Origin of the sequence: Luteimonas campi (assembly GCF_051162505.1) — a bacterium.
Taxonomy (GTDB): domain Bacteria; phylum Pseudomonadota; class Gammaproteobacteria; order Xanthomonadales; family Xanthomonadaceae; genus Luteimonas.
This window is the reverse complement of the sequence record NZ_JBNWEM010000006.1, coordinates 105679-129946: the sequence shown is the minus strand read 5'-3', so window position 1 is coordinate 129946 and position 24268 is coordinate 105679. Positions and strand designations below refer to the sequence as shown.

The window sequence follows — 24268 nt, the reverse complement described above, 5'->3', positions numbered from 1 at the left end:
GTGGGCGGGCCTCCGCCGGCCATGGCGCCATCTCCGCCGGGCGACAGGCGATGGCGCGACAGGCTGCGGCACATGGTCTCCGCACACCACGGTCGAGGACACTTGGCCAGGTCTTGGCGGAGGCGGCCCCGCTCCGCGTTACTTGCGGATCCGGAAGCCGGGCGACTCGTCCAGGCTGCCGTCGGCCCGCAGCACTGCATAGCGCTCGCCATAGCGGTCGATCACCACCGGAATAGGGTCCTCGAACATCGGACGCCGCACGAATTCCAGGGTCCAGTGGAAGTGTTCCAGGGTCCTGAGAGCTTCCAGTTGCGCAGCCGTCAAACCTTCGCGCAGCGCGCGCGGATCCTTGTCGTGGCGCCTGCGTCGCTCGCGTCCGTACATACCGGCAGTGTTGCGGTGCACGCCTGCACGCTATGTGAAACCCGCAAGGCGCAGGATGCTCCGTTGCGATGCCGCAGGCCGCGTACCGCGGCTGGTGCATCATCATCCACTGACACCAGGCAAGGAGCTTTCGATGCAACTGGGCATGATCGGACTGGGCCGGATGGGCGCGAACATGGCGAGGCGTCTGCATCGCGATGGGCACGAGGTCGCCGGCTTCGATCCGTCGCCGGAGGCGCGCGCGGCGCTGGCGGCGGACGGCATCGCCACCGAGGACACGGCCGAACTGCTGGTCGAGCGCAGTGGCACGCCGCGCGCGCTGTGGATGATGGTTCCCGCCGGCGCCGTGGTCGATGCGACCATCGCCACGCTGCGCCCGTTGCTGTCTGCCGGCGATGTGCTGATCGACGGCGGCAATTCCTTCTATCGCGACAGCCAGCGCCGCGCCGCGGAACTGCGCGAGGCCGGCATCGCCTACGTCGACGTCGGCACAAGCGGCGGCATCTGGGGGCTCGACGAAGGCTACAGCCTCATGGTCGGCGGCGACGCCGACGCCGCCACTGCGCTGGCGCCGCTGTTCCGCTCGCTGGCGCCGTCGCCCGAGCGGGGCTGGGCGCATGTCGGGCCCAGTGGCGCCGGCCATTACGCGAAGATGATCCACAACGGCATCGAGTACGGAATGATGCAGGCCTATGCCGAGGGCTTTGCGATCCTGGAGCGCCGTCCGGAACTGGTATCCGACATCGCCGGCCTGGCCGAATTGTGGCGGCACGGCAGCGTGGTGCGGTCGTGGCTGCTCGACATCACCGCCGCCGCGCTGGCCGAGAATCCGACGCTGGACGGGATCGCGCCCTGGGTGCCGGACTCGGGCGAAGGGCGCTGGACGGTGGCCGAGGCGATCGAACTGGACGTGCCGGCGCCGGTGATCACCCAGTCGCTGATCGAACGCCTGCGTTCGCGCCAGGACAACGCCTATGCCGACAGGATGCTGGCGGCGATGCGGGCCGGCTTCGGCGGCCACGGCGTCAAACCGCGCTGAGCGCCCCGGCATCGGCGTCGGCCTTGTCCCTGATCAATGCAGGTCCGTCCGAGGCATGGTGCCATGGGGCACCCATGACAACGGAGGTGTTCCATGTACAGGCACATCCTGATCGCCAGCGACGGATCGGCCCTGGCCGGCAAGGGTCTCGACGCGGGGCTGGCCCTGGCCAGTGCGCTGAAGGCGAAGGCCACCCTTGTGACCGTGTCCGATCCCTGGCAGGCGGTGATGGCCGCCGAGCCGTCCGGCCTGGCGTTGGGCGCGGAATTGCGTGAGGAGCGTCGCAGGGAGCAGCAGGTCCGGGCGCAGGCGGTCATCGACGACGCGCAGGCGCGCGCGGCGCGCAGTGGGGTCGAGCTGGCCGCCCGCTACGTGGCCGAACGTCTGGCCGACGAGGCCATTCTGGAAACTGCCGAAAGCTGCGGCGCCGACCTGATCGTGATGGCCTCGCACGGCCACCGCGGCCTGCGCAAGCTGCTGCTGGGCAGCCAGACCCAGTCCGTGGTCAGCCGCGGCCACCTGCCGGTGCTGGTGGTGCGCTAGCGCCCCGCCTGCAGCGGGATCGCGCGGCCGCTGCGGGCGCTCTCGCAGCCCGCCTCGAGCACGCGCATCACGTCCAGTGCCTCGGCCAGGCTGACCGGCGGCTCGCCGTGCCCGAGGATCGCCTCGCGCATCGCCGCGTAGCAGGCGCGATAGTCGCCGGGCGGGCCCGGAACCGGGCGTTCGTCGCTGCGACCCTCGGCATCGACCGACACCAGGGTGCCGGGCCGCGGATCCTGTCCCCATCCCGGTGCGCCGGGGGCGGTGCCGGCGCGCAGCGCGGCCTCCTGCGCGTCCAGTCCGTGCTTGAGGAAACTGCCGCGGCTGCCGTGCACAGCGAAGCGCAGCGTGCCGGCCGGCACCAGCGCGCCAGCGTGCAGGACCGCGCGCATGCGCGGATAGCGCAGCAGCACGTGGAAGAAGTCGTCCACCCGGGCCCCCGTACGCTGGGCGGCGATATCCGCCTGCACCGACAGCGGGAGGCCGAACAGCTGCAGCGCCTGGTCGACCAGGTGCGGGCCGAGGTCGAACCACAGGCCTGCGCCGGGGCCGGGACGTTCGCGCCAGCGGTCGGGCACCTCCGGGCGGAAACGGTCGAAATGCGAATGCAGCTCCGCCACATCGCCCAGGGCGCCGGAGTCGAGCAGGGCGCGTAGCGCCAGGAAGTCCGCGTCCCAGCGGCGGTTCTGGAACACGCTGGCGATGCGGCCCGCCGACTCGGCTGCCGCGACCATGCCGCGCGCCTCCTCCAGCGTGGTGGCGAAGGGCTTGTCGACCAGCACGTGGCGGCCCGCGCGCAGCGCATCGATCGCCAGCGGCGCATGCACCTGGTTGGGCGCGGCGATGACCACCAGATCGATGCCGGACGTGGCGAAGGCCTCGGCAGGGTCGGCCACCACCCTGGCCTGCGGATGATCGGCATGCACGCGCGCCGGATCGCTGGAGACGACGGTATGCAGCCGCAGTCCGGGCGTATGGACGATCAGCGGCGCATGGAACACCCGTCCCGCGTAGCCGTAACCGACCAGGGCGACATCGAGCGGCCGCGTCATGCCGACAACCCCGCCGCGCGGCAGTGCCGGCGCCTCACCAGCCGAACAGCTTGAAATAGGTCTGCGGCGGGTTGTCGCCCTCGCGGGTCGACAGCACCTGGCCGTCGCGCACGTACAGGTAGTAGGCCGGGCCGCGCGAAGGCTGCACCTGGACCACGCGCAGCTCGCCGCCCACGCGGTATTCGGTGACCACGTCGCCATTGGCTTCGGTGCGCACGTTCTCCTCGGCACCGGGCGGAATCTCCACCGCGCCCGGGTCGACGGTGGTCGCACAGGCGCCCAGCGCCAGCAGCGCCGACAGCAGGACGGGCATGGACAGGCGGCTGGCGTGCATGGCGGTCTTCCGGTGTGGCGGGAGGTCCATTATGCGCGGCGCTGATGGCGACTGCGCGAACGGGCCCTCCGATCGCCACCGGGCCGCCGATCCTTCCACGCCGATGGCCAGGCGGAGGGGCGACATCTCGCTGACGGCGTCGCTTGCCTGCGCGAGACCGGTCGCGGCCGGATGCGGGCGCCCGGCGGGTGACGCGGCGCCCCGGACGCGGTCGCGCTTCGCTCCCGTGAATCGGCCCCGGCGACCGGCGCGTAGAATCCAGCGATGCCCAGACTCGTACTCATCGACGGTTCCTCCTACCTGTTCCGCGCCTTCCACGCGCTGCCGCCGCTGACCAATGGCGAGGGCGAGCCCACCGGCGCGCTGTTCGGCGTGGTCAACATGCTGCGCGCCACGCTCAAGGAGCGGCCGGACTACGCCGCCTTCGTGGTCGATGCCAGCGGCCCGACCTTCCGCGAGGCGCTGTATCCGCTGTACAAGGCCAATCGCCCGCCGATGCCCGACGACCTGCGCGCGCAGGTCGAGCCGATGTGCCGCATCGTCGAGGCGCTGGGCTTCACCATCCTGCGCGAGCCGGGCGTGGAGGCCGACGACGTGATCGGCACCCTGGCGCTGCAGGGCGCTGCCGAGGGTATTGACGTCACCATTTCCACCAGCGACAAGGATTTCGCCCAGCTGGTGCGCGAGCCGGCCCCGGGGCAGGGCCTGGTGGAATTGGTCAACACCATGACAGGCAGCCGCCTGGACAGCGTCGAGGCGGTGATGGCGAAGTTCGGCGTGCGCCCGGACCAGATCGTCGACATGCTCGCGCTGATGGGCGACAGCGTCGACAACATTCCCGGCGTCCCCAAATGCGGGCCCAAGACCGCCGCCAAGTGGCTGGCCGAGCACGGCAGCCTGGACGCGGTGATCGCCGGCGCCGACGCGGTGAAGGGCAAGATCGGCGAAAGCCTGCGCGAGGCGCTGGTGCAACTGCCGCTGAGCCGGCAGCTGGCCACCATCCGGACCGATGTGGAGCTGCCGGTCACGCCGCGCACGCTCGCGCTGCGCGAGCGCGATACCGATGCCCTGCGCGAACTCTACGCCCGCTACGGCTTCAACCAGGCGCTCAAGGAACTCGAGGGCGGCAGCGCCGCCGATGCGGTGGAGAAGGAGCCTGGCCGCGCGCGCGGCACCGGCCGCTATGCCGCCCCGGCCCCCGAGGATGCACCGCCGCCCGATCCATCGCTGGCCGCGCCCGGCCGCCACGAGGCCCTGCTCGACATGGAGCGCCTGGCGGCCTGGATCGAGTCGCTGCGCCGGGCTGGCTGCTTCGCGCTCGATACCGAGACCGATTCGCTCGATCCGCTGCGCGCCAATCTGGTCGGCGTCAGCTTCGCCGCCGAATCCGGCGTCGCGGCCTACCTGCCGCTGGGCCACGACTACCCCGGCGTCCCGGCCCAGATCGACCGCCAGGCCGCGCTGGAAGCGTTGCGCCCGCTGCTCGAGGACGCCGGCGTGCGCAAGATCGGCCAGCACGGCAAATACGACCTGCACATCTTCCGGCGCCTGGGCATCGAGGTGCGCGGCTACGCCGAGGACACGATGCTGGAGAGCTTCGTGCTCAACTCCAGCCAGCGCCACGACATGGATTCGATGGCCCGGCGCCTGCTCGGCTACGAGACCGTCCCTTACGAGGCGGTTGCGGGCAAGGGCGCGAAGCAGATCCCGTTCAACGCCGTCGCCATCGACGACGCGACGCGCTACGCGGCGGAGGATGCCGACATCACCCTGCGCCTGCACGGCCAGCTGTCGGCGCAACTGGACGCGACGCCGTCGCTGCAGGCGGTCTACCGCGCGATCGAGATGCCGCTGGTGCAGGTGCTCGCTCGGATCGAGGCCAACGGGGTGATGGTCGATGCGGACGAACTTCGGCGCCAGACCGCCGACCTGTCGCGGCGCATGCTCGCCGCCCAGCAGAAGGCCACCGAGGTAGCCGGGCGCAGCTTCAACCTCGACTCGCCCAAGCAGCTGCAGGCGCTGCTGTTCGATGAGCTTGGCCTGCCGGCGCTGGTGAAGACGCCCAAGGGCCAGCCCAGCACCAACGAGGAGGCGCTGGAGGCCATCGCCGACCAGCACGAGCTGCCGCGGCTGATCCTGGAATACCGGGGTCTGGCCAAGCTGCGCAGCACCTATACCGAGAAGCTGCCGGAGATGATCAATCCGGATACCGGCCGGGTGCACACCAGCTATCACCAGGCCGGCGCCGCCACCGGCCGCCTGGCCTCGAGCGATCCGAACCTGCAGAACATCCCGATCCGCACCGAGGACGGGCGCCGCATCCGCAAGGCCTTCGTTGCCCCCCCCGGGCGGCGCCTGGTGGCCTGCGACTACTCGCAGATCGAGCTGCGGATCATGGCCCACCTCTCGGGCGACGCCGGGTTGCTGGAGGCGTTCTCGGCCGACGCCGACATCCATCGCGCCACGGCCGCCGAGGTGTTCGGCCGCCGCCTCGAGGAAGTGAGCGCGAACGAGCGGCGCGCGGCCAAGGCGATCAACTTCGGCCTGATGTACGGCATGGGCGCCTTCGGCCTGGCCCGCAACCTGGGGATCGGTCGCGGCGAGGCGCAGGAATACATCGCCACCTACTTCTCGCGCTATCCGGGCGTGCGCGATTTCATGGAACGCACCCGCCAGCAGGCGCGCGAACAGGGCTACGTGGAAACGGTGTTCGGCCGGCGGCTGTACCTGGAATACATCCAGCGGGGCAACCAGGCCCAGCGGGCGGGCGCCGAACGCGCTGCGATCAACGCGCCGATGCAGGGCACCGCGGCAGACATCATCAAGCGGGCGATGATCGACATCGACGGCTGGCTGGCCGGGCAGGGCGGCGCGGCGCAGATGATCCTGCAGGTGCACGACGAACTGGTGTTCGAGGTGGACCAGGGTTTCGCCGACACCTTGCTGCGGGAAGTGCCGGCGAGAATGTCCGCAGCAGCGGAACTGCGTGTTCCGCTGGTGGTCGATTCGGGCATCGGCGCCGACTGGGACGAGGCGCATTGATCGCCGCTTGTGCTCCAGTTGACCGGTTTCCGTGACAGGCGCCACCAATCCGCTTTTCGGCGTGTTCGCGACGAGGTAAACGCGGGCTGAATTCTTCCGGAGGGGTAGCGCTATCTTCACGAACTCTCAATGTTCGTGGTGGTCATATAGTTCGCGACAGATGCAAGGTCTGTCGCTGATCTCCTCCCATCCCCTGGAGCAGATCCGGAACGTAAGACTTCTCCCCGAGTCCCGTTCCCCGAGCCCCGCCGGCCCCCCCTGCCTGCGGGGCTTTTTTATGCGCGTCTGCCGACAAGGCTGAGCCAGGACGGCCTCGATGCGGCCGCGGGGCGCGTCGGCGATGGGTCGCCCGAGTGCAGGCGTTGCCGGTGGGACTGAACGCGATCCGCGCGATCCGCTGCGCGGCGCGCGCTGCAAGCCTGCGTCACGTCGCGTAGACCTGCGCCACGCAGGCTCGCCCTCCGCGGCCTGCGGCCCGCAAGGTCGGGACGGGCGCGCGCGGCGGATTGCAGATCGTGGCGTTCCACCTGCGGTCGCCGTCGGGGCAGGACGGCCATTTCCGGACCACGCGAGACAGCCTGCCGGGACCCGCGGCCCCAGGCCCGGCGAATAGAATGTCGCGGCCGTGCGCAAGATCCTGCACATCGACATGGACGCGTTCTACGCGTCGGTGGAACAGCGCGACGATCCCTCGCTGCGCGGCCGGCCCGTGGTCGTGGCCTGGCGTGGCGCGCGCTCGGTGGTGTGCGCCGCGTCCTACGAGGCGCGTCGCTACGGCGTGCGCTCGGCGATGCCCGCGATGCGCGCCGAGCGGCTGTGCCCGGATGCGGTATTCGTGCCGCCGGACTTCCCGCGCTACAAGGCGGTGTCGCGCCAGGTGCGCGCGATCTTCCTGGAACACACCGACCTGGTCGAACCGCTGTCGCTGGACGAGGCCTATCTGGACGTCACCGTCCCGAAGATCGACTCGGCCAGCGCCACCGCCACGGCGCAGGCGATCCGTGCGCGCATCCGCGAGGAAACGCAGCTGACCGCCTCGGCGGGGGTGGCGCCGAACAAGTTCATCGCCAAGATCGCCTCGGACTGGAACAAGCCCGATGGCCTGTTCGTGGTGCGGCCCGAGCGGGTGGAAGCGTTCCTGACGCCGCTGCCGGTGGGCCGGATCCCGGGCGTGGGCAAGGTGATGCAGGGCAAGCTGGAGGAACTGGGCGTGCGCACGGTGGGCGACCTGCGCACGCTGCCGCTGGAGGCGCTGCAGGCGCGCTTCGGCAGTTACGGCGGCTCCCTGTACCGGCGGGCGCGCGGCATCGACGAGCGCCCGGTCGAACCCGACCAGCCGGTGCAGTCGATCTCCGCTGAGGACACCTTCGCCCAGGACCTGCCGCTGCACGAACTGGCGCCGCACGTGCGGCGGATGGCCGAGAAGGCCTGGACCGCCACGCGCAAGACCCCGCGCGTGGGCCGTACCGTGGTGCTCAAGCTCAAGACCGCGCAGTTCCGCATCCTGAGCCGCAGCCTCACGCCGGATGCGCCGCCGGCGTCGCTGGACGAGTTCAGCACGATCGCCCTGTCCCTGCTCGGCCGCGTGGCGCTGCCCGAGGCCACGCGCTACCGCCTGGTGGGCGTGGGCCTGTCCAACTTCCAGGATCCGGCGGAGTACGCGGTCCAGGCCCGGCTGTTCGAGGCCGCCTCCAGCGCCTGACCGGCCCGCGCCGGGCGAATACACTGGTCCGCCGGCCGCCGGTGCCTAGCGCATGACGTTCCCCTTCCACGCCGTCCTGTTCGACCTCGATGGCACCCTGATCGACAGCGCAGGCGGCATCGCCGAGGCGGTGAACCGCACCCTGGCCGACCTGGGCCACGCCACCCAGGACGAGGCCACCGTGCGTGGCTGGATCGGGGATGGGGCGCGCCTGCTGCTGCGGCGCGCGCTGGAACACGCCGGCGCCGCCGTGCCCGAGGGCGACGCCTTCGAGCGCGCCTACGCCTTGCTGATGCGCCACTACGGCGATTCGCTGCCGCGCCAGGCGGTAGCCTACCCGGGCGCGGCCGAGGCGATGCGCGGGCTGCAGGCGCGGGGCGTGCGGATCGCGCTTTGCACCAACAAGCCCGAACGCTTCATCGCCCCGCTGCTCGATGCGCTGGGCTGGCAGGACAGCTTCGAGGCGATCGTCGGTGGCGACAGCCTGCCGGAGCGCAAGCCGGAGGCGCGCCCCTTGCTGCACATCGCCGAAGGATTCGGGCTGGAGGCGCGCGCGTGCCTGATGGTCGGCGATTCGCGCACCGACGCCGATGCCGCGGCCGCGGCGGCCATGCCGCTGGCCCTGGTGGACTACGGCTACCGCCGCGACTTCGATCTCGAAGCGGCCGGCGCCTGGCGCGTGGTCGCCGACCTGCGCGCGCTGTTCGAGGGCTGAGGCCGCGGCGCTGTCAGCAGGTGCGCCAGGCTGCTGACAACACCTCCACCCGGGACGGCGCTAGGCTCGCAGGCGTGTCACCGGAGGAGATGCATGGGCACGATCCGACAGGGGGCCGCAGCCGAGCTGTGGCAATCGGCGATCCGTGAAGCCTGCCGCGAAGGCTGGCCGGAACTCGATGAAGCGCAGGAGAGCTACCTGGTCTTCGTCCTGCTGCGCCACCAGCGCGATGCGCGCCTGCTGGCGCGCATCCAGGCACTGGAATGGCTCGACGCGCAGCAGCAGGCCGGAAGCGTGCGCGCCGACGCGCTGCGCGACGTGGGCGACCGCTGCCTGCTGGTGGCCGGGCTGTTCCCGGCGCTGGCCCGGCGGCGCCGGGTAAGCGTGGACTACTTCGTGGACCTGGGCCGCGGCGCCTACCAGGGCGTGGCCGATGCCGGACGCGACGCCTATGCCGACCTGTTCGCGCGGCTGGCCGACAGCTATCGCGACCTGGTCTCGGTATTGCGCGGCGTGCGTGGCGGGCCGGCCGCAGCGCGGGTGCTGTCGCCGGCGGGCGCGCTGCTCCACTGAGCAAAGGCGGCGCGGACACCAGGGCGCCCGCGCCGCCTTCGCCGGACGGCGTTGCGATCAGCGCGGCATCGGCCGCCAGCGCAGCGTCAGCTGGTATTCGCGGCCGGGCTGGTGGTACCAGGCGACGGTCTCGTACTCGCGGTCGAAGACGTTGCTGGCGCGGGCGAGCAGGGTCCAGTCGCGATGGAAGGCGTATTCCAGGCGCAGGTCGGTGGTCGCGTAACCGCCGAGGCGGACGCTGTTGGCCGCGTCGTCGTAGCGCGCGCCGGCGCCGCGCACGGTGATCCCCGCCCGCACCGGCCCAAACCCGCGGTCAAGTTCGATGCGGCCGGTATTACGCGCGCGCCGCGCCAGGATGCGGTCGTGGTGGACGCCGCCGCTGCGGTCGCGGGGGTCGGCATGGCTGAGCTGGGCGGACAGCTCGAAACCGGCGAGGCGGGTATCCAGACCGAGTTCCGCACCCCGGATCCGGGCCTGGTCGATGTTGCTGCCCACGCCCAGGAAATCCGGCGGCGGATACACGAACACGATCAGATCGTCGATGCGGCTCTCGAAGACATCCAGCGACCAGCGGTGGCTGGCGGTGGTCCGCGAAAGACCGAGGTTGAAGCTGCGCGAGGTCTCCGGCTGCAGGCCGGGGCTCTCGGAGCCCGGGTAGTACAGATCGTTGAAGGTCGGGGCCTTGAACCCGGTTGCCGCATTAGCCGACAGCTGCAGGCCGCCGCCCAGGGTCTTGCCCCAGCCGAGGCCGCCGGTGAGGTGGTTGCCGAACTGCGCATTGTCGTCGTTGCGCAGGCTGGCCTGGAGGCGCTGCGTGCCGATCCGGCCGTCGTAAGCCAGGAACAGGCCCGTGTTGTCGCGGTCGTCCACGGTGTAGGGCACCAGGCTGTCGACCCGGTCGTGGAGATGGTCGAGACCGACGCTGAGCAGGTGCTGCGGCTTCAGGCGCAGGTCGGCCTGCAGCGATGCGCTGTCGCGGCGGGTGACGAAGACGCTGCGCAGCGCTTCGCCCTGGTAGTCGTCGGAGCGGTCCTGGTTGCGTCCGAGCGCGGCGGTCAGCGCCAGCCGGCCGTCCTGTGGCGCGTGCCGGAACTTCAGCCCGGAAACCTGCTGCCGCACCCTGGAGCGGTTGGTCCAGGATCCGTCGAACTCGGTCTCGCCATCGGCCTGCAGGAAGTGTCCCTCGACATCGGCGCTGTCGCCCAGGCGCAGGCCGCCGCGCAGGCCCAACGACACGTTGCGAGCGCCGTCGTCGTCGGGTTCGTCGGCAAAGCAGCCCTGGAACAGCGCGCCGGAGCCGCGGCAGGCGTTGAAGCCGTCGGTCGAGTCGTAGGCGCCATGCACCCCCAGCCAGCCGCGCTCGCCGCGCAGGTCGAAGCCGGCGCTGACCTCGCGGCTGCGGTGGCTGCCGAGGCCCAGGCTCAGCTGCGGCGACAGGCCGGGGGCGGCCGCGCGCCGGGTGAAGATCTGCACCACGCCGCCGATCGCCTCCGATCCGTACAGGCTCGAGCGTGGCCCGCGGATGATCTCGATGCGCTCGATCTGCGCCAGCGGCAGGTCCTGGATCGCCGGCATGCCGGCGGTGGCCGAGTTGATCTTGATCCCGTCGAGCAGGACCAGCACGTGGTCGGATTCGGCGCCGCGCAGGTACAGGCTGCTGAGCTTGCCGCGGCCGCCGGTGTTGCCGACATCCACGCCGGCACGCCCGCGCAGCAGGTCGATCAGGTCGCGCGCCTGGCTGCGCTCGATCTGGTCGCGGTCGATCACCTCGGCCGGAACCAGGCTCTCGGACAGGCGCACCTGGGTACGGGTGCCGGTGACGACCACTTCGTCCAGGTCGACGGCCGATTGCGCGGCCGACGCCGCGGGCAGGGCCGCGGCAAACGCCGTGGCCAGGGACAGGGAAAGCAGACTACGGCTCAACATCGCAACGGCTCCATCGCGCGCCCCGCGCGCCTTGCATGGCATGGAGTTGCGCGGGAGGACGGCGGACGGGCACGCGACGCGCACGGCACGCCGCGACGCCCTCCGCATCGCAACCAGTGGGCTCCAGGGCCGGTCTCCGGACTCGCGGGTGGGGCGTGTTGTCGCCCCGGCCGTCGCGCCTTCCCATGCAGTGCACAGTGGCGGATGCGGCGGCCGTACTCGCTTACCGTTGCGGGGGCAGTGCCGGAATGGCTGCGTCGCGTGTGGCGACGCCGGCGTCACCGGCTTCCCGTTTCAGCCCTTGGACGAACGTCCGCGGGCCACCCTGGAGCAGCGCGCATTGTACGGGAGCGCGCTGCGGACCGGGTACGGAACGGGCGATATGGACGGCGGCGGGCTTTCCGCGCGCGTCCGGCGCGGAGCCCGGCACGGGCGGCCAACGCGATCAGTCGCGTTCGTCGCCCGCGGGTTCGTCGAGGAAACCGAACGATGCGGACGGCGCCTCGTCCTGGTGATGGGTGGTGGTCACCGGCGCGGCCGCGGGGCGTCCGCGTGGCGGCGGCAGCTCGGCGGTGGCCGCCTCCACCGCGGCCACCAGTTCGGCGCGTCGCGCCTCGGGCACGTCCTGCCAGTGGCAGTCCTGCATCGCGCCTTCCAGCGCGTAGAGCATGTTCAGGCTTGGCTTGAAGCCGGCGCGCTTGACCCGCATGAACGCGTCCACCGGCCCGGCGGCGACGAGGTCCTCGTTGGTCCGAAGGCCGACCTGGCGCAGCCAGGCGGCGGACTTCGGGCCGATGTTGCGCATCTTCAGCGGTGCATTCATGGCAGCGATTGGACGTAGATGCGGGCGATGGCTTCCAGCCCCTCCTGGTCTTGAACGTCGAAACGGGCCGGGTCAGGACTGTCCAGGTCGAACACGCCGACGAGGCTGTCGCCCTGCACCAGCGGCACCACCAGCTCCGAGCGCGACGCCGCGTCGCAGGCGATGTGCCCCGGGAACGCGTGCACGTCCTCGACCCGCTGGGTCTGGCGACTGCGTGCGGCCGCGCCGCAGACCCCGCGATCGAGCGGGATCCGCACGCAGGCCGGAAGACCCTGGAACGGCCCGACCACGAGCTCGGTGCCGTCGAAGAAATAGAATCCGGCCCAGTTCAGCCGCGGCAGCGCGTGGTAGACCAGCGCCGAGAGGTTGGCGGCGTTGGCGATGCGGTCGCGCTCGCCGTACAGCAGCGCGCGCGCCTGCTCGGCGAGCTGGGCATACTGCTGCGGCTTGTCGCCGCTTAGACTGGCTGCAGTGAACATGCGGCCAGTGTAGCAGCGCATGCCGCGCGCTCCGGAGGATGGATGGACCACCTGCAGCAGTTGCCACGCGACGCTTCCGGCTTCCGGCTGCGCGGCGTGCAGGTCACGCGCCTGGAGACCTTCGTCGATGCGGCTTTCGCGTTCTCGCTGACACTGCTGGTGATCGTCACCAGCGACCTGCCGCAGACCGCCGCCGAGCTGCACGCGGCGCTGCGCAAGGTGCCCACCTTCGTCGCCTGCTTCGCGGTGCTGACGATGTTCTGGGCCGCGCACAACCGCTGGAGCCGGCGCGTCGGCCTGGAGGACGCGACCGCGACCGTGCTCAGCCTGGCGCTGGTGCTGGTGGTGATGGTGTACGTCTATCCCCTGCGGATGGTGACCTCGAGCTTCCTGTCCCTGCTCACCGGCGGCTGGCTGCCCAACGAGCTGGGCTTTGAGCCGGCGCGCGCGATGCGCGACCTGCAGACCACCTTCATCGTCTACAGCCTGGGCTTCGGCCTGCTGGCCTGGCTGCTGTGGCGGCTCAATGCCCATGCCCTGCGTCAGGCCGACGCGCTCGGCCTGGACGCCAACGAGCGCCACCAGCTGCGCACCGAGGTCGGCTCGCACGCGATCCTCGCCACCGTGTCGCTCGCGGCCTTCCTGCTGGCCTTGTCGCTTTACGTGCGCGATCCCGCGCTGCGCGGACCGATGCGCGCGCTGGGGGGCCTGCCGATGTGGTGCTACGCCACGCTCGGGCTGTGGATGCCCTGGTACCACCTGCGGCGCGAGCGGCAACGACAGGCCGTGTCGCCGCCCCTGGACGCGACCGCATGACGCGCGCCTGGTTCGTCACCGGCACCGATACCGGCGTGGGCAAGACCTTCGCCTCGGTGGCGCTGCTGCACGCGCTGCGCGAACGCGGCCTGCGCGCGGTCGGGATGAAGCCGGTGGCCAGCGGCTGCGAACCGGGCGCCGACGGCTGGTACAACGAGGACGCGCTGGCGCTGCAGTCGGCGAGCGATCCGGTACCGGCCTATGCCGACGTCAACCCCTTCGCGCTGCCGGTGCCCACCGCGCCGCAGCTGGCCGCGCGCGATGCCGGCGTCGTGGTGGCGTTGCCGCCGCTGCTGGCGGCGTTCGACCGGCTGTCGGCCAGCGCCGAGGCGGTAGTGGTGGAAGGCGCCGGTGGCTGGCTGGCGCCGATGGGCGACGGTCTGGAGCAGTCGGCGATGGCGCGCGCGCTGGGCGGCGAGGTGCTGCTGGTGGTCGGGTTGCGGCTGGGCTGCCTGAGCCATGCGCGGTTGAGCGCCCGCGCCATCGCGGCCGACGGCTGCCGGCTGGCGGGGTGGATCGGCAACCGCGTCGATCCGGCCTTCGACCGGGTCGACGATTACCTGCAGCTGCTTGGCGACGCCCTGCCCACGCCCTGCCTCGGTGTACTTGGCCACGGCGTGGACATGGGCGTAGCAGCCGCCTCGCTGCGCCTGCCCGGCGACCGGCCCGCCTGAGCAGCGGCCCCGCGGCGTCATGGGCGTGGCCCGGCGTACCGGGCCACGCCTTCCGGCTCAGCCGTGCTGCGGCCGTACCGCCGCCGTCCCGTCGCTGCCGGCCGCCCGCGCGCGCGCCCCGTCGTGCGCATGGTCGCGCGCCAGATACAGGTAGAACGCCGGCAGCACGAACAGGGTGAACAGCGTGCCGATGGTCATGCCCGACGCGATCACCGTGCCCATCGAGAAGCGCGAGGCCGCGCCCGGGCCCTTGGCGATCAACAGCGGGATCATCGCGAACACCAGTGCGGCGGTGGTCATCAGCACCGGGCGCAGGCGGATCGCGGCGGCCTGTTCGATCGCCTCGCGCTTGGACATCCCCTGCTCCTGCAGCTTGTTGGCGAACTCCACGATCAGGATGCCGTGCTTGGAGATCACGCCCACCAGGGTCACCAGGCCGACCTGGGTGTAGATGTTGATGCTCATGCCGGGGAAGGCCTCGATCCCGGCGAAGCCGAGGATGCCGCCCACGATCGCCAGCACGTTGAGCGTGAGCAGCGCGCCGCAGATCGCCATCGGCACGGTCAGCAGCATGATCGTGGCGTCGCGGAAGCTTTCGAACTGCGCGGCCAGCACCAGGAAGATCACGATCAGCGCCAGTCCCAGGGTCAGCAGCATCGCCGCGCCTTCCTGCTTGAACTGGCGCGACTCGCCCGCGTAGTCGACCGTGTACCCCTGCGGAAGCACCTCGCGCGCGGCCTGGTCGAGGATCTCCAGCGCTTCGCCCTTGCTCACGCCGGGACGCGGGGCGAAGGTGATCGACACCGAGTTCAGCTGCTGGAAGCGCTTGAGCGACTGCGGCTGCGCGCTCTCCCGCAGCGTCACCAGGGTCGAGAGCGGGATCAGGTCGCCGTCGCGGGTGCGGGTGTAGTAGTTCTGCAGGTCCGAGGCATTGAGCCGGTCGCTGCGCTGCACCTGCGGGATCACCAGGTAGGAACGGTTCTGCATCGCGAAGCGGTTGGTGTAGCCGCCCGAAAGCATCGCCGCCATGTCGGCCGCGAGCGTGCGCATGTCGATGCCCAGCGAGGCGGCCTTGTCGCGGTCGATGTGCACCTCGATGCGCGGCTTGTCGATCTTCAGGTCCTTGTCGAGGAAGATGAAGCGCTTGCTGGCCATCGCCCGGCCGAGAATCTCGTCGGCCAATTCGCTCAGCTGGGCCAGCTCGCCCACGCCGCCGATGATGAACTCGCCGCCGCCGTCGCCGCCGGCGCTGGGCAACGAAGGCGGCACCAGGGCGAAGGTGTTGAGGCCGGTGACCTCGCCGATCTTCGGCTGCAGTTCCTGCTCGAGCACCTGCTTGGTCGAGCGGTCGCGTTCGCTCCAGGGCTTGAGCACGAAGCCGGCCATCGCCATCGGGCTGGCGCCGCCGCCGCTGCCGCCGAAGCCGCCGTTGAACAGGAAGTAGTCCTGCACCTCGGGAATCGCCTGGGCGATCGCCGACATCTCCTCGGTATAGCTCTCCACGTAGTCGAGCGTCGCGGTCGGATCGGCCTGCGAGATCGCGAACACGAAGCCCTCGTCCTCGAGCGGCGCCGGCTCCTTGGGCGCGGTCATGTACAGGAACACGCACGAGACCAGCACGATCCCGCCGAAGATCGCGATCACCGATTTGGTCTCCAGCGCACCATGCAGGCGCCGCTGGTAGCCGTTCTGGATCTTGTCGAAGCGCCGGTCCAGCCACGCCTCCAGCCGGCCCTTGCTGCCCTCGCCGTGGGGCTTGAGGATCTTGGAGCTCATCATCGGCGTGAGCGTCAGCGCGATCACGCCCGACAGCAGCACGCTGCCGGCCAGGGTGAAGGCGAACTCGGTGAACAGGATGCCGGTCAGGCCGCCCTGGAAACCGATCGGCAGGTACACCGCGACCAGGGTGGTGGTCATGGCCACCACCGGCCAGGCCAGCTCGCGCGCGCCCTTGATCGCGGCATCAAAGGGCGACATGCCCTCCTCGATGTGGCGGTGGATGTTCTCCAGCACGATGATCGCGTCGTCCACCACGATGCCGATTGCCAGCACCATCGCCAGCAGGGTCAGCAGGTTGATGGTGAAGCCCATCAACAGCATCAGGAACAGCGCGCCGACCAGCGACAGCGGCACCGTCACCGCCGGGATCAGCACGCTGCGCAGCGAACCGAGGAACAGGTAGATCACCACGATCACGATGATCACCGCCTCGACGATCGTGCTCACCACCTCGTTGATCGCGTCCTGGATCGCTTCGGTGCTGTCGTAGGGGATGGTGGCGATGATGCCCTCGGGCAGCTGCGGCACGATCTCGCCGTCCCACAGCGCGCGGACTTCGCCGATCACGTCCAGCGAATTGGCGTCGGGCGAGACGAAGATACCCATGAACGTCGCCGCTTCGCCGTTGATGCGCACCGAGGTGCCGTAGTTCTCCGACCCCAGCACCACGTCGGCCACGTCGCCCAGGCGCACGATCGCGCCGCCTTCCTCGCGGATTACCAGCTCGCGGAACTCTTCCGCGCTGCGCAGGTCGGTGCGCGCGGTCATGTCGATCGCGACCATCTGGCCCTTGGTCGAGCCCACCGCCGAAAGCACGTTGTTGGACTGCAGCGCGTTGGACACGTCGCTGGCGGTCACCTGCAGCGCGGCCATGCGGTCGGGTTTCAGCCATACGCGCATGGCGAAGGTGCCGGCGCCGAGGATGTCGGCGCGCTGCACGCCGGCCACCGTCACCAGCTTGGGCTGGACCACGCGGGTGAGGTAGTCGGTGATCTGGTTGTTGTCGAGCGTCTCGCTGGCGAAGGACACGTACATCGCCGCGATCTGCTGGCCCTGCTGCAGGTCGATCACCGGGTCCTCGGACTCGGGCGGCAGCTGGCCGCGCATCTTGTTGACCTTGGCCGCGATCTGGGTGAGCGCCTCGTTGGGGTCGTGGTCCAGGCGGATGTAGGCCTGGATCGTGCTCACGCCCGCCGAGCTGGTCGAGGACAGGTAGTCGATGCCCTCGGCGCTGGCGATCTCGCGCTCCAGCGGCGTGGTGATGAAGCCCTGGATCAGGTCGGCGTCGGCGCCGTAGTAGACGGTGCTGACGTTCACCACCGCGTTGCGCAGCTCAGGGTACTGGCGCACGTTGAGTTCGGTGAACGCGCGCAGCCCGAAGATCAGGATGAACAGGCTGACCACCATCGCCAGCACCGGCTTGTTGATGAAGATGTCCGTGAATTTCATCGTTCGTCCTTTCCCTTCCGCGCTCGCGAGAGGGCCGGGAATCAAGGCTCCCTCCCCGCTGGCGGGGAGGGCTGGGATTCAAGCTCCGCCCCCGCACGCGGGGACGGCTGGGACATGGGCCGAGGCTCTGCCCATGTGTCGGCCGGAGCGTTGCCGTCCACGCGCAGGAAGGCAGCCGGCCGCAGCGCTACCGGTTCTGCGCGTCCGGGGCCGCCTCGGCCGTCGGCTGGATCTTGTTGTTGATGGTCACCTCGGCCTCGTTGCGCAGCTTCAGCAGGCCGCTGGTGGCAACCTGTTCGCCGGGCTTCAGGCCCTCGATCACCGTGATCAGGTCGCCCCGGGTGGCGCCAGTGCGGATGAAGCGCTGGTTGACCACGAACTTGTTGCCGGTGAGCGGGTTGCCCTGCATGTCGGTCTCCCCTTCCTTGCGCGGCACTTCGCTGATCACGAACACCGCGTTGCCGTAGGGGTTGAAGCTGACCGCGGTCTGCGGGATCACCACCACCTCGCGCTCGCCGCCCAGCGAGAAGCCCACCCGCGCGAACGCGCCCGGACGCAGCACGCCGTCCGGATTGGCCAGCGTGGCCTGGGCGGTGAAGTTGCGCGTGTTCGGATCGACCCGCGGCTCGACCGCCGTCACCTCGCCTTCGAAGACCTTGCCCGGCAGCGCGTCGACGGTGGCGCGGATGCGGGTGCCGGGCTTCAGCGTGTCGATGCGCTGTTCGGGAAGGCTGAAGTCCAGGTAGATCGGGTCGAGCTGCTGCAGGCTCACGATCGGGTCGCCCGGCGAGACGAACTGGCCGAGGTTGACCCGGCGGATGCCGAGTTCGCCGCTGAAGGGTGCGCGGATGGTCTTCTGCGCGATCAGCGCGCGCTGCGCGTCGGCCTGGGCGCGCGCACTGGCGGCCGAAGCCACGCGCTGCTGCATTTCGTCGAGCGAGACCAGCTGGTCGCGGCCCAGCTGCTGCCAGCGTTCGGCCTGCACGTCGGCCAGTTTGGCCGCCGTCTCCAGCGACTTGAGCGTGGCCAGCTCGTTGTCGGTGTTCAGGCGCACCAGCACCTCGCCCGCCTTGACCGGTTGCCCGGCCTCGAACTCGATCGCGCGCACCACGCCGCCGGCTTCGGTGGTGACGTCGGTGCCGTTGACCGCGACCAGGGTCCCGACCGCCTCGCCGTCGTCGCTCCAGCGCTCGGTCGTCGCGGTGGCCGCGCTCACCGCTGCCGCCGGCTGCGGCATGTTGTCGAAGAACTTGTTGGTCTGTGCGCCGATCATCGCCTTGACGGCGAACACGCCGCCGAACACCAGCGCGGTGCCGAGCAGCATCAGGATCAGGCGCAGCGCGAACCGCGGCTTGCGCTTCGTGGGAGCGGTGGACATGGCGGAGTCTTCCGTGGAAACGTCAGTGGGACGGATACGGGCAGGGGGCATCGAACACGTCGCGGCACAGGCGTTCGACCGACCGGTCGAGCGCCTCGTCGTCGCCGGGATCGAACAGCGGCTGCCAGCCGTAGCCGTTGAGCAGGTAGTGCAGGTGCTTGAACAGCAGCCGGTAGGGCTCGCCGATGGCCGGGTCCAGCAGGCCCTGCTGCTGGGCCAGAGTATGCATGCCCAGGCACAGGATCCATGGGCCGATCGTCAGCCCTTCGTCCGTCATGGGCAGGCCCGCCGGAAGCTCGCCGTTGGCGCGTGCCTCGGCGGCGATGCCGTCGACCAGGGACGCCAGCGGCTCGCAGGCCGCGAGCGCGCGCTGGCGGCTGGCCTCCGACGCCGCGTCCCAGACCACGTCGGTCCAGACGAACTGGGCGAGGCGGAAATGCTCGGGCTGCTGGCGCAGCATGAGCAGGTCGGCGAGCGCGACCGCGACGATGCGGTCGCGGGTGGGGCCCTGCCAGCGCGCGGCGCGTTCGAACAGTTCGACCCGTTCCAGGCAACTGCGCGTGGCCAGCGCCACCAGCAGGTCCTCCTTGCTGGCGAAGTGCCGGTACAGGGTGCCGATCGCGTGCTCGCACTCCTCGGCGATCCGCGCCATCTGCAGGTTGAGCAGGCCCTCGCGCTGGATCAGCGCCTGGGCGGTATCGAGCAGCAGCGCCTCGCGCTGGGCGAATTCGCGCTGGCGTCGGTCGGTGGTGGCCATGGCGAGCGCGTGGCGGAGAGGAGGAGGGGGCGCGATTGTGAACCAGATTCGGATCGTGATCCAATATCCGCATCCCGGTCCAGTGTTGTAAAGCCGGTCATGCGAACACCCGGCCCGAACCTGACCTATGGCAGGGTTCTGTTCATCCAGCGCCCAAGTATACTGCCGGGTTCAGAAATTACGTCGCCGCCGCCTGCTGCGCGCAGGCCCTGACAGGTCCTCCCCCGATGAACCTCCGCAACGCCGCCGCCTTGCCGCTCGTCCTTTCCCTGTGCCTGCTCGCCGCCTGCGGTGGGGAAGAGGCGCCCGCACAGCCGCCGCCGCCCGAAGTGGGCGTGATCGAGGCCCGGGCCGCCAACCTGCCGCTGACCCGCGAGATCGGCGGCCGTCTGGCCGGCTTTCGCAGCGCCGACGTGCGTGCACGGGTCCCGGGCGTGCTGCAGAAGCGCGTGTACGAAGAGGGCAGCGACGTGAAGGAAGGCGATGTGCTGTTCCTGATCGACCCGGCTCCCCTGCAGGCGGCGCTGGGCACCGCCCAGGCCTCGCTGGCGCAGGCCCAGGCCAACTTCGCCAATGCCAAGGCCAACGCCGACCGCGCGCGCCGGCTGGCGCCGACCGAGTTCATCTCGCGTTCCGACCTGGACAACGCCCTGGCCACCGAACGCAGCGCCGAGGCCTCGGTGCAGGCGGGCCGGGCCGCGGTGGAGTCGGCCCGCATCAACCTCGGCTATGCCACCGTGCGCGCCCCGATCAGCGGCCGCGCCGGCAAGCAGCAGGTCACCGAGGGCGCGCTGGTCGGACAGGGCACGGCGACGCTGCTGACCACCGTCGACCAGGTCGACCCGCTGTACGCCAACTTCTCCATCGGCGTGGGCGAACTGGAGCAGATCCGGCGTGCGCGGGCGGCGGCGGACACCGAGTCCACGGTCGAGGTGGTCCTGGCCGACGGCAGCGCATACGAACACGCGGGCACGCTGGATTTCTCCGGCGACATCGTCGATCCGTCCACCGGCGCGATCTCGATGCGCGCGCTGATCCCCAATCCCGACGGTCGCCTGCTGCCCGGCACCTACGTCACCCTGCGCGCGCGCCTGGGCCAGATGCAGGGCGTGTACGCGATCCCGCAGGCGGCGGTGCAGCGCGACGCGAAGAGCGCCTACGTGCTGGTCGTGGGCGGCGACGGCAACGTCGTGCGCCGGGACGTCACCCTCGACAGCGCCGAGGGCGGCAACTGGATCGTCACTGCCGGCCTGCAGGATGGCGAGCAGGTCATCGTCTCGGGCCTGCAGAAGGTGCAGGAAGGTGCGCCGGCCAAGGCCGCGCCGTGGACGCCGGTCGGGGCCGCCGGCCAGGCACCGGCAGGCGCCGCGCCCGCCGCTGAAGGCCAGGCGCCGGCCGCAGAGGACGCGCCTGCACCGCAGGCGCCGGCTGCCAAGGCACCCGCGGCCACCGACTCCGCCGAAGGCTGATCCGCCATGTCCAGGTTTTTCATCCACCACCCGGTCTTCGCCTGGGTCATTGCGATCCTGATCTCGCTTTCGGGCGTGATCGCCGTGCTCAACATGGGCGTGGAGTCGTATCCCAACGTCGCCCCGCCGCAGGTCACCATCGGCGCCACCTATCCCGGTGCCGATGCGCAGACCGCCGAGCAGGCGGTGACCCAGGTCATCGAGCAGCAGCTCACCGGCATCGACAACCTGCTGTATTTCAACTCGACCTCGAGTTCGTCGGGCCGCGCCTCGATCACGCTCACCTTCGAGACCGGCACCGATCCGGACATCGCCCAGGTCCAGGTGCAGAACAAGGTCTCGCTGGCCACGCCGCGCCTGCCCACCGAGGTGGTGCAGCAGGGCGTGGTGGTGGCCAAGGCCAACAGCGGCTTCCTGATGGTGGTCGGCCTGCGTTCCAGCGATCCGGACATGGACCGCAATGCGCTCAACGACCTGATCGCCTCGCGCATCCTCGAGCCGCTGGCGCGCGTGCCGGGCGTCGGCAATACCCAGCACTTCGGCTCCGAGTACGCCATGAACATCTGGCTGGATCCGACCAAGCTGCAGGGCTACGGCATGTCGGCCACCCAGGTGCTGCAGGCCGTGCGCGCCCAGAACGCGCAGTTCGCGGCCGGCTCGATCGGCGCGGATCCCGCGCCCGAGGGCCAGGGCTTCACCGCCACGGTCTCGGCCGAGGGGCGCTTCAGCTCGCCCGAGGAGTTCCGCAACATCATCCTGCGCTCGGACGCCGATGGCGCGATCGTGCGCCTGGGCGATGTGGCGCGCGTCCAGGTCGGTGCCCAGGGCTATGGCTTCGATGCGCAGTTCAACGGCCAGCCCACGGGTGCGGTCGCGATCATGCTGCAGCCCGGCGCCAATGCGCTTGGCGTGGCCGAAGCGGTCACCGCGCGCATGGACGAGCTGCAGGCCTCGTTCCCGCCCGGCGTGGAATGGTTCTCGCCCTTCGACAGCACGACCTTCGTGCGTCTGTCGATCAACGAAGTGGTCAAGACCCTGATCGAGGCGATGATCCTGGTGTTCCTGGTGATGCTGCTGTTCCTGCAGAACCTGCGCGCCACGATCATCCCGACCCTGGTCATCCCGGTCGCGCTGCTGGGCACCTTCCTGACCCTCAGCCTGATCGGCTTCACCGTCAACCAGCTGACCATGTTCGCGATGGTGCTGGCGATCGGCATCGTGGTCGACGACGCGATCGTGGTGATCGAGAACGTCGAGCGGATCATGGCCGAGGAGCACCTGCCACCGCTGGAGGCGACCGAGAAGGCGATGGACCAGATCACCGGCGCGGTGGTCGCGATCACCGTGGTGCTGGCGGCGGTGTTCATTCCCAGCGCGCTGCAGGGCGGCGCCTCGGGCGAGATCTACAAGCAGTTCGCGATCACCATCGCCGTGGCGATGGGCTTCTCCGCGTTCCTCGCGCTGGGCTTCACCCCGGCGCTGTGCGCGACCTTCCTCAAGCAGCATGCGGCGCCGGGGGAGAAAAGGGAGAACCGCTTCGTGCGCGGCTTCAACCGCCTCTACGATCGCGTCTCCAATACCTACGTCGGCCACATCGGCAGCGCCGTGCGGCATACGCCGCGCTGGATGGTGGTGTTCGTGGTGCTGGCGGTGGCCTGCGGCGTGATGCTGACGCGCCTGCCGGGCAGCTTCGTGCCCGAGGAGGACCAGGGCTACGCGATGGCGATCGTGCAGCTGCCGCCGGGCGCGACCCTGCAGCGCACGCAGAAGGTGTTCGAGCAGGTGCGCGGCACGCTGGAAGGGCTGGACGGCTACGAAGGCATGATGCAGATCGCCGGCTTCAGCTTCGTCGGCCAGGGCGAGAACGTCGGCATGGCCTTCATCAAGCTCCAGGACTGGGCCGACCGCGACATCACCGTGCCCGAGTTCATCCAGCAGGCCAATGGCGCGCTGCACGGCATCCGCGACGCGTCGATCTTCGTGGTCAACCTGCCCACGATCCAGGGCCTGGGTCAGTTCGGCGGCTTCGACATGTACCTGCAGGACCGCGCGGGCCTGGGCCGTGAGGCGCTGGCCCAGGCGCAGGGCACCCTGCTCGGGGCCGCGGCGCAGCAGCCCGACCTGCTGGCGGGCGTGCGCCCGAACACCCTGGCGGACGCACCGCAGCTGCAGCTCGAGGTCGACCGCGCGCAGGCGGAGGCCATGGGCCTGTCGACCGGCGATGTGTACAACGCGATCCAGCTGATGCTGGCGCCGGTCTACGTCAACGACTACTTCTCCGAAGGCCGCATCAAGCGCGTGGTGATGCGCGCCGACGCGCCGTTCCGCACCGGCGAGGAATCGCTGTCGCGTTTCTATTCGCCCTCGAGCGAGAAGAATCCCGACGGGACGCCGGCGATGATTCCGCTGAGCAACGTGGTGCGTTCGGAGTGGGGCATGAACACGCCGTCGCTGACGCGCTACAACGGCTATTCGGCGGTCAACATCAACGGCTCGCCGGCGCCGGGCCGCAGCTCGGGCGAGGCGATGGCCGCGATGGAGAGCATCGTCGCCGAGCAGTTGCCGGCCGGCATCGGTTCGGACTGGACCGGCATGTCCTACCAGGAAATCATCGCCGGCAATACCGCGACCCTGCTGCTGGTGCTGTCGGTGCTGGTGGTGTTCCTGTGCCTGGCGGCGCTGTACGAAAGCTGGTCGATCCCGGTGTCGGTGCTGCTGGTGGTGCCGCTGGGCATCCTCGGCGCGGTGGTGTTCACGGCGCTGCGCGGGTTGTCGAACGACATCTTCTTCATGATTGGCCTGGTGACGGTGATCGGCCTGGCGGCGAAGAACGCGATCCTGATCGTGGAGTTCGCGGTGCTCGAGCGCGCCGCGGGCAAGACCCTGCGCGAGGCGACGATCGAGGCCGCGCGCCTGCGCTTCCGCCCGATCCTGATGACCTCGCTGGCCTTCATCATGGGCGTGGTGCCGATGGCGATCTCAACCGGCGCCGGCGCCAATGCGCGCCATGCGATCGGCACCGGCGTGATCGGCGGCATGCTGTTCGCCACCTTCCTCGGCCTGCTGCTGATCCCGGTGTTCTTCGTCGCGGTACGCAGGATGCTGGGCGACAAGATGGACGAGCCGCTGCCGCAGAAGCAGCTGCCGCAGGCGCAGGGCTGACGGCTCGGGCCTGGATGACGGACCCCCCCCTGGCGACAGGGGCGGGTTTTTCGTTTCTTCTCCCAATGGAGGGGAGCTTGGCCGGGCACGCAGGTCCGGCCTCCGGACGTCGCTGCCTGCCGGCCCCGGGCGCTCTTGCCTCAGTCAGGCCCGCTGCGCGGTCGGCCCAGCGCAG

19 protein-coding genes and 1 riboswitch are annotated in these 24268 nt (G+C 70.3%); of the genes, 10 read left to right on the top strand and 9 right to left on the bottom strand.

What is annotated here, in order from left to right:
• Positions 1–138 precede the first annotated feature (138 nt).
• The gene (locus ACQYVW_RS16000) at positions 139–405 is read right to left on the bottom strand and encodes a hypothetical protein (protein ID WP_434932819.1); all 267 of its coding nucleotides are present in this window, start codon (positions 403–405) and stop codon (positions 139–141) included.
• A gap of 112 nt (positions 406–517) precedes the next feature.
• Between ACQYVW_RS16000 and gnd the strand changes: the two genes are divergently transcribed.
• Both gnd and ACQYVW_RS15990 read left to right on the top strand, forming a co-directional pair.
• Positions 518–1423: a phosphogluconate dehydrogenase (NAD(+)-dependent, decarboxylating) gene (gene gnd, locus ACQYVW_RS15995; protein ID WP_434947656.1), complete on the top strand. Its 906-nt coding sequence runs from the start codon at positions 518–520 to the stop codon at positions 1421–1423.
• 93 nt (positions 1424–1516) lie between these two features.
• Positions 1517–1966 carry a universal stress protein gene (locus ACQYVW_RS15990; protein WP_434947655.1) on the top strand — a complete coding sequence of 150 codons (450 nt, stop codon included), beginning with the start codon at positions 1517–1519 and terminating at the stop codon, positions 1964–1966.
• On the opposite strand, the gene ACQYVW_RS15985 is transcribed toward ACQYVW_RS15990, so the two are convergent.
• Complete coding sequence (locus ACQYVW_RS15985) at positions 1963–3015, bottom strand: oxidoreductase (RefSeq protein ID WP_434947654.1); 1053 nt, start codon at positions 3013–3015, stop codon at positions 1963–1965. The genes ACQYVW_RS15990 and ACQYVW_RS15985 overlap by 4 nt on opposite strands.
• A 34-nt stretch (positions 3016–3049) precedes the next feature.
• On the bottom strand, positions 3050–3349 hold the full coding sequence (locus ACQYVW_RS15980; RefSeq protein WP_434947653.1) for a DUF2782 domain-containing protein: 300 nt from the start codon (positions 3347–3349) through the stop codon (positions 3050–3052).
• A gap of 264 nt (positions 3350–3613) precedes the next feature.
• On the opposite strand from ACQYVW_RS15980, the gene polA reads away from it, so the two are divergent.
• The 4 genes from polA (at position 3614) to ACQYVW_RS15960 (ending at position 9381) form a co-directional block, all read left to right on the top strand.
• Entirely contained in the window at positions 3614–6391 is a 2778-nt protein-coding gene (gene polA, locus ACQYVW_RS15975; RefSeq protein WP_434947652.1) for a DNA polymerase I, read from the top strand.
• 625 nt (positions 6392–7016) lie between these two features.
• Positions 7017–8093, top strand: a complete 1077-nt coding sequence (gene dinB, locus ACQYVW_RS15970) for a DNA polymerase IV (RefSeq protein WP_434947651.1) — start codon at positions 7017–7019, stop codon at positions 8091–8093.
• 52 nt (positions 8094–8145) lie between these two features.
• On the top strand, positions 8146–8808 hold the full coding sequence (gene gph, locus ACQYVW_RS15965; RefSeq protein WP_434947650.1) for a phosphoglycolate phosphatase: 663 nt from the start codon (positions 8146–8148) through the stop codon (positions 8806–8808).
• Between the two features lie 93 nt (positions 8809–8901).
• Positions 8902–9381 (top strand): hypothetical protein, encoded by a 480-nt coding sequence (locus ACQYVW_RS15960; RefSeq protein ID WP_434947649.1) that lies wholly within the window; start codon positions 8902–8904, stop codon positions 9379–9381.
• Positions 9382–9438: 57 nt separating this feature from the next.
• Here ACQYVW_RS15960 and ACQYVW_RS15955 read toward each other — a convergent pair whose 3' ends face one another.
• The 3 genes from ACQYVW_RS15955 to ACQYVW_RS15945 all read right to left on the bottom strand — a co-directional run bounded on the left by ACQYVW_RS15955 (position 9439) and on the right by ACQYVW_RS15945 (position 12609).
• The gene (locus ACQYVW_RS15955) at positions 9439–11307 is read right to left on the bottom strand and encodes a TonB-dependent receptor domain-containing protein (RefSeq protein WP_434947648.1); all 1869 of its coding nucleotides are present in this window, start codon (positions 11305–11307) and stop codon (positions 9439–9441) included.
• Between the two features lie 110 nt (positions 11308–11417).
• Positions 11418–11650, bottom strand: a riboswitch (cobalamin riboswitch).
• A 102-nt stretch (positions 11651–11752) separates the two neighbouring features.
• Positions 11753–12130, bottom strand: a complete 378-nt coding sequence (locus ACQYVW_RS15950) for a TfoX/Sxy family protein (protein WP_434947647.1) — start codon at positions 12128–12130, stop codon at positions 11753–11755.
• Positions 12127–12609: a GAF domain-containing protein gene (locus ACQYVW_RS15945; protein ID WP_434947720.1), complete on the bottom strand. Its 483-nt coding sequence runs from the start codon at positions 12607–12609 to the stop codon at positions 12127–12129. The genes ACQYVW_RS15950 and ACQYVW_RS15945 overlap by 4 nt, the downstream gene beginning before the upstream one ends.
• A 42-nt stretch (positions 12610–12651) precedes the next feature.
• Here ACQYVW_RS15945 and ACQYVW_RS15940 point away from each other — a divergent pair, with 42 nt between their 5' ends.
• Both ACQYVW_RS15940 and bioD read left to right on the top strand, forming a co-directional pair.
• Positions 12652–13425: a TMEM175 family protein gene (locus ACQYVW_RS15940; protein WP_434947646.1), complete on the top strand. Its 774-nt coding sequence runs from the start codon at positions 12652–12654 to the stop codon at positions 13423–13425.
• On the top strand, positions 13422–14099 hold the full coding sequence (gene bioD / locus ACQYVW_RS15935; protein ID WP_434947645.1) for a dethiobiotin synthase: 678 nt from the start codon (positions 13422–13424) through the stop codon (positions 14097–14099). The genes ACQYVW_RS15940 and bioD overlap by 4 nt, the downstream gene beginning before the upstream one ends.
• Positions 14100–14156: 57 nt before the next feature.
• Here bioD and ACQYVW_RS15930 read toward each other — a convergent pair whose 3' ends face one another.
• From ACQYVW_RS15930 to ACQYVW_RS15920, 3 genes are all read right to left on the bottom strand, one after another.
• Positions 14157–17327, bottom strand: coding sequence for an efflux RND transporter permease subunit (locus tag ACQYVW_RS15930; protein WP_434947644.1), 3171 nt, complete (start codon positions 17325–17327; stop codon positions 14157–14159).
• Between the two features lie 187 nt (positions 17328–17514).
• Complete coding sequence (locus tag ACQYVW_RS15925; protein WP_434932805.1) at positions 17515–18705, bottom strand: efflux RND transporter periplasmic adaptor subunit; 1191 nt, start codon at positions 18703–18705, stop codon at positions 17515–17517.
• A gap of 22 nt (positions 18706–18727) precedes the next feature.
• Positions 18728–19462, bottom strand: a complete 735-nt coding sequence (locus tag ACQYVW_RS15920) for a TetR/AcrR family transcriptional regulator (RefSeq protein WP_434947643.1) — start codon at positions 19460–19462, stop codon at positions 18728–18730.
• A 227-nt stretch (positions 19463–19689) separates the two neighbouring features.
• Here ACQYVW_RS15920 and ACQYVW_RS15915 point away from each other — a divergent pair, with 227 nt between their 5' ends.
• Together ACQYVW_RS15915 and ACQYVW_RS15910 are read left to right on the top strand one after the other, a co-directional pair.
• The gene (locus tag ACQYVW_RS15915) at positions 19690–20931 is read left to right on the top strand and encodes an efflux RND transporter periplasmic adaptor subunit (RefSeq protein WP_434947642.1); all 1242 of its coding nucleotides are present in this window, start codon (positions 19690–19692) and stop codon (positions 20929–20931) included.
• A gap of 6 nt (positions 20932–20937) precedes the next feature.
• The gene (locus ACQYVW_RS15910) at positions 20938–24093 is read left to right on the top strand and encodes a multidrug efflux RND transporter permease subunit (protein ID WP_434947641.1); all 3156 of its coding nucleotides are present in this window, start codon (positions 20938–20940) and stop codon (positions 24091–24093) included.
• Positions 24094–24268: the final 175 nt, after the last annotated feature.